This is a genomic window from Amycolatopsis jejuensis (assembly GCF_000717335.1).
GTDB lineage: Bacteria > Actinomycetota > Actinomycetes > Mycobacteriales > Pseudonocardiaceae > Amycolatopsis > Amycolatopsis jejuensis.
Genome location: NZ_JNYZ01000024.1, coordinates 134,752 through 149,178 on the forward strand (window position 1 = coordinate 134,752; position 14,427 = coordinate 149,178).

A 14,427-nucleotide genomic window follows, 5' to 3' on the forward strand; every position below is an offset into this window, starting at 1 on the left:
GTGACCACCTGGTGGTCCTGAACGGTGCGGACGGGATGTCGGACATGGGCACCACGGCGCTGTCCCCGGTGGCTCGGGCCTCGGTCCCGCACGGGCTGTGACGGGCCGATGAGCTTCTTCTCCGACGGCCCTCGCGAGCGGCCTCTGTTCCCGGTCCGGGAGCAGGAGCTGTTCGGCTACGAAGGACGCCCGTGGACCGGCCCGCCCGCCGACCACATCGTGCCCGCGCTGCTGCCGTGGGCGATGCCGCTGGGCCGGTCCGACCGCACGATCGTCGCGCTGCGGTCGGTCGAGGTGTGGCCGGAGGCGATGACGCTGCGGATCGCGGTGTACTCGCGCGACGCCATGGACGGCGGGCCGCTGATCGGCCACCGGCGCATCCCGGACTACAACTCCCTGCTGGTCGGCGTGCTGTTCCCGGACGGGAGCCGGGCCAGCTCGGAGGCCATTTCGGTACCGACCGCGGGTGAGCCGCACGAGCCGGTGCTGCGCGTCGAAGGCGGCAGCGGCTCGCAGTTCCACCACGAGCACCGGGTCTTCGTGTGGCCGCTGCCCGAGGACGGGACGCTGGACTTGGTCGTGCAGTGGCTCGACCGCGACATCCCGGAAACGCGCACCGGGCTCGACGGCACGCAGCTGCGCGAGGCCGCGCGGGAGGCCGGTGAGCTGTGGCCGGGGCTGGCCCGGCGGCCGGGCAACGGCGTCGCGATGCGGCAGGTCACGGCGGAAATGAACGGGGTGAACGGGACGAACGGGGTGAACGGGACCGGCGGGTTGCCGCAGCGGTTGCCGCGCCGGATCCCGGGTGCCCCGGGTGAGTGAAACCGCGGGTAGTTAGCGCCCGCGAAACACAGCGACCACCCGCCGGTCACATCCGGGTGGTGTCGTGGCGTCCTCCCCCGCTGCCGGACGCGGAAGGACCACCATGGCACGGACCCCGCTGAGCCCGCTCGACGTCGCATTTCTCTGTCTCTCCACCGAAACCGCCCCGATGCACATGGGCGCGGTGCTCACCTTCGCCCCGGACGGCCCGGTCGATCCGGCGAAGCTCACCGCGTTGCTCGCGCGCCGGGCCGGGAAAATCGCGCCGCTGCGCCGGAAAATCCGTGCCGAGCTGTTCCCGCCGGGCGCGGCGGCCTGGGTCCGCGACCCGGATTTCCGTGCCCTGAAACATATTCACGTGCACCGGCTGAGCACGCTGTACGACCCCGACCCGCTACCCGAGTTCGCCGCGCGCTGGATCGCCGAACCGCTCGACCCGAACCGTCCGCTGTGGGACCTGACCGTGGTGACCGGATTGCCGGACGACGGTTTCGCCGTCCTGCTGAAGCTTCATCACGCGCTCACCGACGGCGCCGGTGCGTACGGGGTGGCTGTCGGGCTGCTCGACGGACTGTCCACGCGACAGCCGACCCCGTCCGTACCCCGTCCGCGTACCCCGCTGAGCGCCGTGCGCGAGACCGCCGGGATCGCGTCGTCCGTCGTACGCGCGGCCCGGCCGCCGTGGTCGCCGCTGTCCGCGCCCGCCACCGCTGAGCGGCACCTCGGCTTCGCGCAGTTGCCGATGGCCGATCTACGCCGGATCCGCCGCGCCCACGGCGGCACGACCAACGACGTGGTCCTCGCCGTGCTTTCGGGTGCGCTGCGCGAATGGCTGGTGAACCGCGGAATCCGCGCCGACGGACGGTCGATCCGCGCGCTCGTGCCGGTGAGTGTGCGCGGCCGGGCGGCCGAGCAGCTGGGCGGCAACAAGCTGTCCGGCTACCTGTGCGACCTGCCGGTGGGCGTGCCCGACCCGGTGCAGCGGCTGGAGGTGGTGCGCACGGCGATGGCGCGCAACAAAGCCGCCGGACCGGCCCGTGGCGCCGGTGCGTTCCCGCTGCTGGCCAACCGCGTCCCGACGATGCTGCACCGGCTGGGCACCCGCACCGCCGGGCTCGCTGCGCCGTTGCTGTTCGACCTCGTGGTGACCACCGTGCCGGTGCCGCCCGCGCGGCTCGCCCTGGACGGCGCCCCGCTCAAGCAGGTGTACCCGTTCGTGCCGCTGGCTCCGCGCCAGGCGGTGGGCATCGCGGTCGCCCCTTATCGCGACACCGTCCACATCGGACTGCAAGCCAACGCGAACGCGGTGGGCGACCTGGGTTCCCTGCGCGACGCGGTGGGCAAAGCGGCAGCGGGACTGCTGGACGTTTCAGCCCCGTAGCATCTCCGCGACCAGGAACGCGAGTTCGAGGGACTGCTGGGTGTTGAGCCGGGGGTCGCACGCCGTTTCGTAGCGGCCCGCCAGGTCGACGTCCGAGATTTCCTGCGCGCCGCCGAGGCATTCGGTGACGTCCTCACCGGTGAGCTCCACGTGAATGCCGCCAGGGTACGTGCCGAGCTTGTGGTGCACCTCGAAGAAGCCCTGTACCTCGTCGACGATCCGGTCGAAGTGGCGGGTCTTGTAGCCGGTGGACGACTCGTGGGTGTTGCCGTGCATCGGGTCGCACTGCCAGATGACCTTGTGCCCGGACGATTCGACCTTCTCCACGATCGACGGCAGCACCTCGCGGACCTTGCCGTTGCCCATCCGCGAGATGAGCGTGAGCCGGCCGGGTTCGCTGCGCGGGTCGAGCCGCTCGACGTACTCCAGCGCCTGCTCCGGCGTGGTGGTCGGCCCGATCTTGAGCCCGATCGGGTTCGCCAGCAGCTCGGCGAACGCGATGTGCGCGCCGTCCAGCTGCCGGGTGCGCTCGCCGACCCACAGGAAGTGCGACGACAGGTTGTACAGCTTCGGGTTCGCCGCGTCGGCGTTGTCCAGGCGCAGCAACGCCCGTTCGTAGTCGAGCAGCAAAGCTTCGTGGCTGGCGAAGATCTCGGTGTGCTGCAACGAGGAATCCGTGACCCCGCACGCGTTCATGAACCGCAGGCCGCGGTCGATCTCGCCGGCGAGCGCCTCGTACCGCTCCCCCGCCGGAGAGGACGACACGAAGTCCTTGTTCCAGTCGTGCACCTGGTGCAGGTCGGCCATCCCGGCCGCGGTGAGCGCGCGGACCAGGTTCATCGCCGCACCCGCGTTGGCGTACGCGCGGATCATCCGGCCCGGGTCCGGGATCCGCAGCTCCGGCTTGGGCACCAGCGAGTTGATGATGTCGCCGCGGTACACCGGCAGGCCGAGCGCGTCGGTGCCCGCCGAACGCGGCTTCGCGTACTGGCCCGCGATCCGCCCGACCTTCACCACCGGCAGGCTCGCCCCGTACGTGAGCACCACGGCCATCTGCAGCAACGTGCGCAGGTTCGCCCGGATGTGCGGTTCGGTGTTGGACTCGAACGTCTCCGCGCAGTCACCGCCCTGCAGCATGAAGGCTTCGCCGCGGGCGACCATGGCGAGCTGGTTCTGCAACCGGTCGATCTCGGCGGGCACCGTGATCGGCGGCACGCTCTCCAGTACGCTCCGCACCCGCTTGGTAAGGTCGGCGTCCGGCCACTCCGGCTGCTGCGCGGCAGGCAGCGCGAGTGCGGTGTCGAGGCGCGCCCGCAGCTCCGGCGGCAGCGGCGGCAGTTCGGGAAGCGTGTCGACGGGAACGTCCACTGTCCAGTTCACGAGTCTCAGAATAAGGTCTCCCGCACCGGCCGCCCCCGGTGGTCACCGTTGCGGTTCCTCCGGCCGGTAGAGCGCACCGAACCGGTCGGCGACGTCGAGCAGACCGGCCAGCTCGTCCACCCCGAGCGCGGGGACGACGACCGACCAGCGGTCCAGCGCGACCGCCTCGGCCAGTATCCGTTTGCGCCGGTCCGGACCGGCATGCACGGCCAGCTTGGCGAGCAGCTCCGCCCGTTCCTGCGGACGCTCGACCCCGGCGGCTTTCGCCAGCGCCCGTTCCAGGTCGCGGGCACCGACTCCCAGCGCGAACGCCCTCCGCAGCTCCGCGCGCAGATCCTGGTCCGCCTCGCGGTCGGCGAGCACCTCGGCCCGGTCCGCCCATCCCTCCTCGGCCAGCCCCTTGACCAGGGTGGTCATGGCCCGTCGGCGGCGGAATCCGCTCATCGCGGCACACAACGTCAGCGCGGCGGTCTCCTCGCCCCGCGAAGCCAGCTCGGCAACGCCTTCGAGCGCGTCGTCGAGCGCATCCGGACGGACTTCCCGGCACCGGGCGACCACCTCGGCAACGTCAGCGGGCTCTCCGACCGCACAGATCATCGTCACGCAGGCGTCCCAGCCGAAGCTCCGAGCGCTGTCGAGGGCGTCCATCAGGCCGCGTACGCGCACCGCGAGCCGGGCAAGGGCGGCGGAATCGCCTGCCTCGCGAAGACGGCGGGCCAGCAGCAGGACCGGCTGGTACGCCTGGCCCGGCCGTTCGAGCCCGGTGAGCACCTTCTCGGCAATCGCCGGGTCGCCTTCGGCGGCCAGCAGCCTCAGGACCTCGGCCATGCCGGTGCGGGTGTACTGGTCGATCGGTACCAATGGCGCCAGCGTCTCCACCCGCCGCACGTCCCCGGACGCCACGGCCGCACCCGCCAGCGCCACGACCGCGTCCGCGACCCGCCAGTCGAGCACCGGACGGCGGGCCAGCGCCTCCGTTTCGGCGGCGATCTCGCGCGCCCGGTCCGCGTCGCCCGCCTGCAGCACGACCTCGGCGATCTCGGTCAGGAAACCCAGGATGTCGCGGAGCGGGTCCCGGTACGAGGACTTCGGCCGGAACCGGGTCGCGAGCTCGGTCGCGCCGGTCACGTCGCCACGTGCCGCGAGCGCGGTGAGATACCGGGAGGTGGCAATGTCGTGCCCGGTCCCGTCGGGCATCGCCGCCAGCACCGCCGGGATGCCGTCCACCCGCCCGGTTGCGATCAGGACGTCGACCAGCACGTCTTCCTCGCCGGGTCCGGCGGGCGGGCCGTCGCCGGTCACCAGGTCGGCGAAGCGCACCAGCCGCCCGGAATCACCCTGGTCGTAGCGTTCGGCCAGGGCGCGAGCCCGAGCGATTTCGCCGCGCCGGGACAGGGCCGCGGCGACCGCAAGGGTGGCACCGTGGATCTGCGCGGCCTCCGCCACCTCGACGAACCGCTCGGCCAGGTCCGGATGCGCCGCCACCACCAGCCGTCCCAGCCGGGGAAACACCGCCTGCTCGGACACTGCCGCGGCACGGCGGATCGCCCGGGCGAAATCCGGATCGGGCCGCGCGACCGCCAGGTGCGCTTCGACCTCATAGCGCCGGTCCGCACTCAATCGAGTGTCGATGACCCCGCGATGCCCGTTCTCGATCAGGGTGAGCGGGATTTCCGCGAGAAGGGTGTCTCGCAGTTCGGGCTCAGGCTCGTCGTCGGCGAGCTGCCTGGCCACCTCCGCGCGGCCGCATTGGGCGAGTGCGCCGACCAGCGCGACCAGGGCGATCCGCTGCCAGTGCCGTTCGGTCATGGACTGGGCCAGAGCCACCGCATGGTCAACCTCGCCCAGCTGCGCCCAGAGCGCCGGAAGCCGTTGCGGGGTGCGGGTGTTGCGGTCGCGGAAGTTGTCCCGGTAGGTCTCCAGGGTGATGATCCGGACGAGGTCCGGCTCGGCCGCCTCCAGCGCCACGGCCCGGGCGGCGTCGAGTTCCGCCAGCGCGGCCAGGTCGTTGCCGGACACGTCCAGCAACCGGGCGTGGCGCCGGGGGTCGGCGGCCAGGTCGGCCAGCGCGGTGCCGTCGCCGCCCTCCTGTACCAGCCGGAAGTACCCGCGCAGCAGGAACTGCGGGGTGTCCGCGGGCCAGCCTGCCTCGCGGTAGCCCTGCGCCCAGGTGTCCATTGTGGACCGATGCCGGGCGAGTACCTCCGTACCCAGTGCGTCCTCGGCCACACGCTGCAGGTTTTCGTGGCCCAGCAGGTAGATCTCCGGGGCTTCGGCCGACCGCCAGTGCGCCGGGCGGCGCGAGAACGACCGGCTCGCCAAGGCCCGTTCCACCATCCGCACCGGACGCCGGGTCAGCTCGGCCAGGTCCGCGCGGGTGAGCCCGCCGCGAGCGGCCACCAGCAGGCCGAGCAGGTCGGTTTCCCCGGTGAGCAGGGCGTCCAGCTCACGTTCCATGTCGCTGCGGGCAGCGTGCGCGGCGGTCGACGGGGCGAGGACCCGCTCGATGCCCGGGGTGCGCAGCGGATGACCGGCGCGGACGTCGGCGGGTACGTCCGGGTTCAACCGGCTCGCCACGATCACCCGCAGCCCGTCGGACGGGAACGGGAGCAGCGCCGCGATGCTGTGCCCGCGTGCACCGCGGTCCTCGTCGAGCCCGTCGACCACCAGCACGAGCCGTTCGCCGCGATCGCGGCAATGCCGGGCCGCGTCGGCGAACACCGCATGCAGGTTTCGCGCCTCCGGATCTTTCGCCGTACCAAGGATTTCCGCGAGTTGCTGCTGGACGGCGTCGACGAAAGCCTCTTGCGTGTCGTCCCCCACCGAACGCGCGGTGATGAAGAACGAGACGAGCCGCACGCCGTCGGGTGGATTCAGCACGAAAGACGCGAGGAGAGCCGATTTACCGGCCCACGGTTCGGCCCGGAACCACACGTAGTCCGCGCCCGCGGGGGCAGTGCAGAACTCCGTCAGCCCGGCCAGTTCCGCTTCGCGCCCGACGAGCTCCCGCGGCGCGATCTGCCGCACCCACTCCAGGTACCGCGACCGGGCCGGCGGCGCACCGGTGTACGTGATCGTCCCGGCCTGCACGACGGTACCCGTGACCGGACCAAGGACCTGGTTCGTGACCACCCCGTCCCCCTTCTCCGGTCCCGAGCCTCTCACGAACCCCGGGACCGGAGAAGAGCGCACCTACCAGCGCACGGTCAGTTTCTCGATCGTCCCCGACGGCGACCCGGTGCCCGGCGAAGTGCCGTGGTTGGCGATGTAAATGTCGTCACCGTCGACGGCCAGGCCGGTGGCCTGGGCCAGACCGGTGGACGCGAGCACGGTTCGCGTTCCGTTGCGCTCGATCCGGGTCAGCACACCGTCCGACGGCGGGGCGGCGATGCCGTCCTTGGCGAACGTCAGCACGAGCAGCCTGCCCTTGCGGTCGAACGCGAGGTCGGTGAGCGCGGTCAGCCCATCGGCGTAAATCGTGGGCGCGTGCCCTGGCACGACGCGCCACACGCGGGCCACGCCGACGCCGATGCTGCTCAGCTCGGACACGTACAACGCACCATCCGGACCCACGACCACCGAAGTCGGCACCGGCTGCATCGGGATCTGCGTACCCGGCGGCAGTCCCAGCCCGGGCGGCGCGGGCGCGAGCTTCACCGGGAACACGGCGAGCACGCTGATCCGGCCGGAGCGGTCCACGTAAAGCAGGTCGTTGCCCGCCGCGTCGGCCACGGCGAACCCGTCGCGGTACGGCGTCATTCCGTACGGGTCGGAGTCGATCACCGGTTCACCCGGTCCGGCCCCGGCGCCGCCGTCGGGGTTGTGCTTGGCCTCGAAGACCGCGAAGTCCGGACCCAGCACGATGTGCTTGCCGGGCGCGAACGTGAGCTTCCCCAGCGTCGCGGCCTGCGGGCCGAACGGGTTCGCGCCGGTTTGCGGATTGATCGACAAATCCTGGTTCAGTACCGCGGGGACGCCGTGCACGAACTCGACGTCGGCCGGACCGCCGCCGAAGCTGCCGTCAGGCGCGGCCGCCGACGCGAAGCCACCCACCACTTCGCGGAGCTTGCCGTGGTCGAGCACCGAAACGGAGCCGGTGGTCCCGAAACAGGCGGGTCCCTCCGGGCCGTCGACACACGGGCCGCTGCCGCCCCGGCCCGCTTCGGCGATGTAGAGCTTGCCGTTGTGCAGCGTCAGATGCCTCGGGCTGTCGAGGCCGCTCGCGACTGTCGTCAGGTGCGCCGCCGACGCGCTCGCCCACGGCGCCCCGGCGATGGCCACCACCGCCACCGAAGCGCAGATCGCCGCCGTTCTCAGCGTGGTACGCATGGATCCGGACATTTCGCCTCCCTCTCGCGCCCGGCGGACTCCACTGTGGACCCGGCCGGACGGGGACCGAGTGTGCGCGTTCGGCGGTGAAAAGTCGCTGCTTGCGCTTTTCGCCCGGAAGGGGATGCCAATCCTCCACAATGTACTCGGCAAAGACGGATCTTCTTGTCCTGGCACGGAAACGGGCCCCGGCGCGCCATTGCGCCGGGGCCCGGGTACAGGATGCGCTCAGACGACCGCGAGGGGCAATGCCGTCGGGTGCACGGGCGCGGGCAGGTCGGAATCGCCGGTGAGGAACGTGTCGACCGCATTCGCCACCGAACGGCCCTCGGCAATCGCCCACACCACCAGCGAAGCACCGCGATGCGCGTCGCCGCACACGAAAACGCCGGGGGTTTCGGTCTGCCAGTCCGCGCCGCAGGACAGCGTGCCGCGACGGGTGAGCGACAGGCCGAGACCGTCGAGCAGCGGCATTTCCTCGACGCCCTCGAAACCGATCGCGAGCAGCACGAGGTCCGCGGGCACCGTCTCGACGTCGTCGTTCACCGCGATGACCTCACGGCGGCCGGTTTCCGGGTCCTTCTGCACGCGGACCTGCTGCAGCTCGACGGCCTTGACCTGGCCGTCGCCGTCGTCCACGAACCGGCGCACCGCCACCGCGAACTTCCGTTCCCCGGCCTCCTCGTGCGCCGGGTACGTGCGCAGGAGGTACGGCCAGGTGGGCCACGGCGACCGCTCGTCGTCGCGCTGCTGCGGCGGCATCGGGTACTGGTCGAGCTGGGTCACCGACAGTGCACCCTGGCGGGTGGCCGTGCCGTACGAGTCGGCACCCGTGTCGCCGCCGCCGATGATCAGCACGTGCTTGCCCTTGGCGTCGATCGGCGACGGACCGTCGCCTTCCACGTACTTGTTGGCCGGTACCAGGTGCTCCATCGCCAGGTGGATGCCGTTGAGCTCCCGCCCGGGGGTGGTGCGGTCGTCCCGGCCGCGCAGCGCACCCACGGCGAGCACGACGGCGTCGTACTGCTCCCGCAGGTCTTCCACCGTGAGGTCGACGCCGACCTCGCAGCCGGTGACGAACTTCGTGCCTTCCTTGCGCAGCTGCGCAAGGCGCCGGTCGAGGACCTTCTTCTCCATCTTGAACTCGGGGATGCCGTACCGCAGCAGCCCGCCGAGCCGATCGTCACGCTCGAACACGGTGACCTCGTGCCCCGCGCGGGTGAGCTGCTGCGCCGCGGCGAGCCCGGCCGGACCGGAGCCGACCACCGCCACCCGCCGTCCCGACGACACCTCGGCCGGCTGCGGCTGCACGTACCCGGCTTCCCACGACTGCGCGGCAATCGTCTCCTCGACACGCTTGATCGCCACCGGACCGCCGGACATCGGCGAGATCGCCAGCACGCAGCCCGCCTCGCACGGCGCCGGGCACAGCTTCCCGGTGAACTCGGGGAAGTTGTTGGTGGCGTGCAGCCGATCGCTCGCGGCCGCCCAATCGCCGCGGCGGACGAGGTCGTTCCACTCCGGGATCAGGTTGCCCAGCGGACAACCGGAGCCGCCGGAATGGCAGAACGGGATGCCGCAGTCCATGCACCGCGACGCCTGCGTGCGGACGGCTTCGTTGCGCTCGCCCTGGTCCACCTCGGCGTAGACCTCGCCCCACGAGGCCAAGCGCTCCTCGTACGACTTCTTCTTGGGATCTTGCCGCTGGTGCTTGAGAAAACCGGTGGGGTCAGCCACGAGCTGCCTCCATGATCGCTTCGTCGACATCGCGACCGGCAGCCCGCGCTGCCTTGGCCGCATCGAGGACCCGCTGGTAGTCGCGCGGCATCACCTTGGTGAAAGCCGCCGCGCGCCGTGTCCAGTCGCCCAGGAGCGACGCGGCCACTGCCGAGCGGGTGAGGTCGTGGTGCTGCCGCACGATCTGCTTGAGCCAGGCCAGATCCTCGGCGTCCGGCGGAAGCAGGTCCACCATCTCCGGGTTGACCTTGGTGCGGTCCAGATCGAGCACGTACGCGCTGCCGCCGGACATCCCGGCCGCCAGGTTGCGCCCGGTCGGGCCGAGCACCACCGCGCGACCGCCGGTCATGTACTCGAACGCGTGGTCACCGACGCCTTCTGCCACCACCGTCGCGCCCGAGTTGCGGACGCAGAACCGCTCGCCGACCTGGCCGCGCAGGAACATCTCACCGGACGTCGCGCCGTAGGCCAGCGTGTTGCCCGCGATCGTCTGCCGCTCGGCGGCGAACTTCGCCTCCGGATGCGGGCGGACGACGATCCGGCCGCCGGACAGGCCCTTGCCGACGTAGTCGTTGGCGTCGCCGACCATGTCGAGCGTGATCCCGCTCGGCAGGAACGCGCCGAGCGACTGCCCGGCCGACCCGGTGAGCAGCACGTGGACCGTGTCGTCCGGCAGGCCCTCGCCCCCGTAACGGCGGGTGACCTCCGAGCCCAGCAACGTGCCGACGGTGCGGTTCACATTGCGCACCGGCAGCTCCAGCCGCACCGGATGCGCGTCTTCCAGCGCCGCCTCGGCGAGCTGGATCAGCGTGCGGTCGAGCGCGTGCTCGAGGCCGTGCTCCTGCGCGCGGATCCGCCGCTTCGCTCCGCCGTACGGGGTTTCCGCGGGCTGGTCGAAGATCGGCCCGAGGTCGAGCCCGGACGCCTTCCAGTGCTGCACGGCGTCATCGGTGTCGAGCACCTCGGCGTGCCCGATGGCCTCGTCGAGCGTGCGGAACCCGAGCTGCGCCAAGGTTTCCCGCACTTCCCCGGCGACGAACTCGAAGTACCGCACCACGTGGTCGGCCTGTCCCGTGTACCGCTTGCGCAGCTCCGGGCTCTGCGTGGCGACGCCGACCGGGCACGTGTCGAGGTGGCAGACGCGCATCATGATGCAGCCCGCGACCACGAGCGGCGCGGTGGCGAACCCGTACTCCTCCGCGCCGAGCAGCGCGGCGATCACGACGTCGCGGCCGGTCTTCATCGCGCCGTCCACCTGCACGGTGATCCGGTCGCGCAAACCGTTGAGCAGCAAGGTCTGCTGCGTTTCGGCAAGGCCGATCTCCCACGGCGTCCCGGCGTGCTTGAGCGAGTTCATCGGCGACGCGCCGGTGCCGCCGTCGTGCCCGGAAATGAGCACGACATCCGCGTGTGCCTTGGAAACGCCCGCGGCCACCGTGCCGACGCCCAGCGACGACACCAGCTTCACGTGGATCCGGGCCTGCTCGTTGGCGTTCTTGAGGTCGTGGATGAGCTGGGCCAGGTCTTCGATGGAGTAGATGTCGTGGTGCGGCGGCGGCGAAATCAGCCCGACGCCCGGCGTCGAATGCCGCGTGCGCGCAATCCACGGGTACACCTTGTTCGGCGGCAGCTGCCCGCCCTCGCCGGGCTTCGCGCCCTGCGCCATCTTGATCTGGATGTCGTCGGCGTTGACCAGGTACTCGCTGGTGACGCCGAACCGGCCACTGGCGACCTGCTTGATCGCACTGCGCCGCTGCGGGTCGTACAGCCGCTCCGGGTCCTCGCCGCCCTCGCCGGTGTTGGACCGGCCGCCGATCCGGTTCATCGCAATGGCCAGGGTTTCGTGTGCCTCAGCCGAAATCGAGCCGTACGACATCGCCCCGGTGTTGAACCGGCGCAGGATCGACGCGGCGGATTCCACTTCCTCCAGCGGGATCGGCTCGCGCTCACGGAACTTGAACAGCCCACGCAGCGTGCCGCCTTCGCGGTAAAGCCGATGGACCTCGTCGGAGTACTTGCGGTACACCTCGTCGCGCCCGGTCTTGGACGCGTGCTGCAGCAGGAACACCGTCTCCGGCGTGAAGAGGTGCAGCTCGCCCTCGCGGCGGTACGCATACTCGCCGCCGGTTTCGAGTCCACGGTGGACTCGGTCGGTGGGATTGTCCGGGTACGCCCGGCGGTGCCGCACGGCGACCTCCTCGGCGACCACCTCGAGGCCGACGCCGCCGAGCTTCGACGACGTGCCGGTGAAGTACTCGTCGAGCAGTTCCTGGCTCAGGCCGAGGGATTCGAACACCTGCGCCGCGGTGTACGCGCCGACCGTGGAAATCCCCATCTTCGACATGATCTTCAAGACACCCTTGACGAGCGCCTGCACGTAACTGCGGATCGCTTTCCCCGGCTCGATGCCGGTGATCGCGCCCTGCCCGATCATGTCCTCGATGGTCTCGAACGCGAGGTACGGGTTCACCGCTGCCGCGCCGTATCCCAGCAGCAGCGCGATGTGGTGGACCTCGCGGGCGTCGCCGGTTTCCACCACCAGCGCCACGCGCAGCCGTTCCTTGGTGCGCACCAGATGGTGGTGCACCGCGGAAACCAGCAGCAGCGACGGGATCGGGGCCATCCGATGGTCGGAGTCGCGGTCGGACAGCACGAGCGTGCGGGCGCCGGACGCGATCGCCTCGGACGCCTCCCGGCGCACCCGCTCGATGGCCGCGGCCAATGCTTCCGCGCCACCGTCTGCTTCGTACAGTCCGGAAAGGACAGTGCAGGCGAACCCGGGTAGATCGCCGTCGTCGTTGACGTGGATGAGCTTGGCCAGCTCGTCGTTGTCGATCACCGGGTACGGCAGGTTCAGGTGCCGGCACGACGCCGGTCCGGGCGCGAGCAGGTTGCGCTCCGGGCCCATGATCCGTGCCATGGACGTGACGAGCTCCTCGCGGATCGCGTCCAGCGGCGGGTTGGTGACCTGGGCGAAATTCTGCTTGAAGTAGTCGTACAGCAGCCGGGATCGCTTGGACAGCACGGCAGGCGGGGTGTCGGTGCCCATCGACCCGATCGGCTCGGCGCCGTTCGCGGCCATCGGCGCGAGCAGGATCTTGAGCTCCTCCTCGGTGTACCCGAAGGCGAGCTGGCGGCGGAGCACGGAATCGTGGCTCTGCACCACGTGGTCGCGGTCGGGCAGGTCGGCGAGCTTGAGCAGCCCGGCGTGCAGCCAGTCGCCGTACTGCTGCTTGCGGGCCAGCGCGGACTTGACCTCCTCGTCGTCCACGATCCGGCCCGCGGCGGTGTCCACGAGGAACATCCGGCCCGGCTTGAGCCGTCCTTTCGCGACGACGTCGGACGGGGCCACGTCGAGCACACCGGCCTCGCTGGCCAGTACCACCCGGTCGTCTGCCGTGCGCCACCAGCGCGCCGGACGCAAGCCGTTGCGGTCGAGCACCGCGCCGACCAGCGTGCCGTCGGTGAACGTGACGCACGCCGGGCCGTCCCACGGCTCCATCAGGCTCGCGTGGAACTGGTAGAACGCGCGCCGTTCCGGGTTCATCGACGTGTGGTTCTCCCACGCCTCCGGGATCATCATCAGCACCGCGTGCGGCAGCGGGCGACCGGCGAGGTGCAGCAGTTCCAGCACCTCGTCGAAGGACGCCGAGTCGGACGCGTCGGCCGAGCAGATCGGGAACAGCCGCGTGAGGTCGCCGGGGAGGAGATCGGATTCGAGCAGCGCTTCGCGGGCCCGCATGCGGTTGCGGTTGCCGCGGATGGTGTTGATCTCGCCGTTGTGCGCCACGAACCGGAACGGATGCGCGAGCGGCCACGACGGGAAAGTGTTGGTGGAGAAGCGGGAATGCACCAGCGCGATCGCACTGGTGAGCCGCTCGTCGCGCAGGTCGGGGAAGAACCGCGGCAGCTGCCCGGGGGTGAGCATGCCTTTGTAGACGATCGTGCGCGCGGACAGCGACGGGAAGTACGTGCCACAGCCCGAGGCGAGGCTTTCGTGCTCGACGCGCTTGCGCAGGCAGAAGGCCATCCGGTCCAGCTCCAGGCCGGTCTCGCCGCTGCGCGAGGTGACGAACAGCATCGCGAAGTGCGGCATCACCGACCGGGCGGTGGGGCCGATCTCGGCACCGTCGGTGTCCACCGGAACCTCGCGCCAGCCGAGGACGTCGAGCCCTTCCTCGGCGGCAATCCGCTCGGTGAGCCCGACGGCCTTGTGGCGCTCCTCGGTGTCGAGGGGCAGGAACGCGATCCCGGCGGCGTACCCGCCGCTCGCGGGCAACGGGAAACCGGCCTCGGCGCGCAGCAGTTCGTCGGGCAGCTGCAGGAGGATGCCGGCGCCGTCACCGCTGGTCGGCTCGGCCCCCGCAGCACCGCGGTGGTCGAGGTTGGTGAGCGCGGTGAGGCCGTCGGTGACGATGCCGTGCGTGCGGCGGCCGCGGACGTCGGCCACCATGGCGACGCCGCAGGAGTCCTGCTCGGTGTCCGGGTCGTAAAGGCCCTGTTTGCCGGGGATGGCGGAGAAGATCATGGAAAAGGGACCTCCTTCGTCGTTTCGTGCGGTGGCCGGCGAGCCGGCCGCGGGGAGCGCACGGGACGACGATGGCCCGCTTGTTAGCGCGACTTTAACACCTGGGAAACACCCCAGCAGCGCCTCGGAGCTCCCCGGATGGGGCAGAAGGGTAACGATCCGGCAGCGCGGAACGACGTAGTTCCTGATGGGTTCCCGATGCTTCGGTTCTCGAAGTATAGGTCCCCCCGCGGACGTCCGCGCCGCCACG

7 protein-coding genes are annotated in these 14,427 nt (G+C 70.9%); 2 read left to right on the forward strand and 5 right to left on the reverse strand.

Going from position 1 to position 14,427, the window contains the following annotated elements:
* Positions 1-108: 108 nt before the first annotated feature.
* Entirely contained in the window at positions 109-822 is a 714-nt protein-coding gene (locus OO71_RS30650) for a hypothetical protein (protein ID WP_033293425.1), read from the forward strand.
* Positions 823-925: 103 nt separating this feature from the next.
* Positions 926-2,203 carry a wax ester/triacylglycerol synthase domain-containing protein gene (locus OO71_RS30655; RefSeq protein ID WP_084145396.1) on the forward strand — a complete coding sequence of 426 codons (1,278 nt, stop codon included), beginning with the start codon at positions 926-928 and terminating at the stop codon, positions 2,201-2,203.
* Here OO71_RS30655 and OO71_RS30660 read toward each other — a convergent pair.
* The 5 genes from OO71_RS30660 to gltB all read right to left on the reverse strand — a co-directional run bounded on the left by OO71_RS30660 (position 2,192) and on the right by gltB (position 14,177).
* Positions 2,192-3,583: a class II 3-deoxy-7-phosphoheptulonate synthase gene (locus OO71_RS30660; RefSeq protein WP_033293426.1), complete on the reverse strand. Its 1,392-nt coding sequence runs from the start codon at positions 3,581-3,583 to the stop codon at positions 2,192-2,194. The genes OO71_RS30655 and OO71_RS30660 overlap by 12 nt on opposite strands.
* A 42-nt stretch (positions 3,584-3,625) precedes the next feature.
* The gene (locus OO71_RS30665; protein WP_033293427.1) at positions 3,626-6,715 is read right to left on the reverse strand and encodes a hypothetical protein; all 3,090 of its coding nucleotides are present in this window, start codon (positions 6,713-6,715) and stop codon (positions 3,626-3,628) included.
* A 60-nt stretch (positions 6,716-6,775) separates the two neighbouring features.
* A complete protein-coding gene (locus tag OO71_RS30670; RefSeq protein WP_051792469.1) occupies positions 6,776-7,924 on the reverse strand; it encodes a ScyD/ScyE family protein in 1,149 nt (382 codons plus the stop codon).
* A 216-nt stretch (positions 7,925-8,140) separates the two neighbouring features.
* Positions 8,141-9,649 (reverse strand): glutamate synthase subunit beta, encoded by a 1,509-nt coding sequence (locus tag OO71_RS30675; RefSeq protein WP_033293428.1) that lies wholly within the window; start codon positions 9,647-9,649, stop codon positions 8,141-8,143.
* Entirely contained in the window at positions 9,642-14,177 is a 4,536-nt protein-coding gene (gltB, locus tag OO71_RS30680; RefSeq protein ID WP_033293429.1) for a glutamate synthase large subunit, read from the reverse strand. The genes OO71_RS30675 and gltB overlap by 8 nt, the downstream gene beginning before the upstream one ends.
* Positions 14,178-14,427 lie beyond the last annotated feature (250 nt).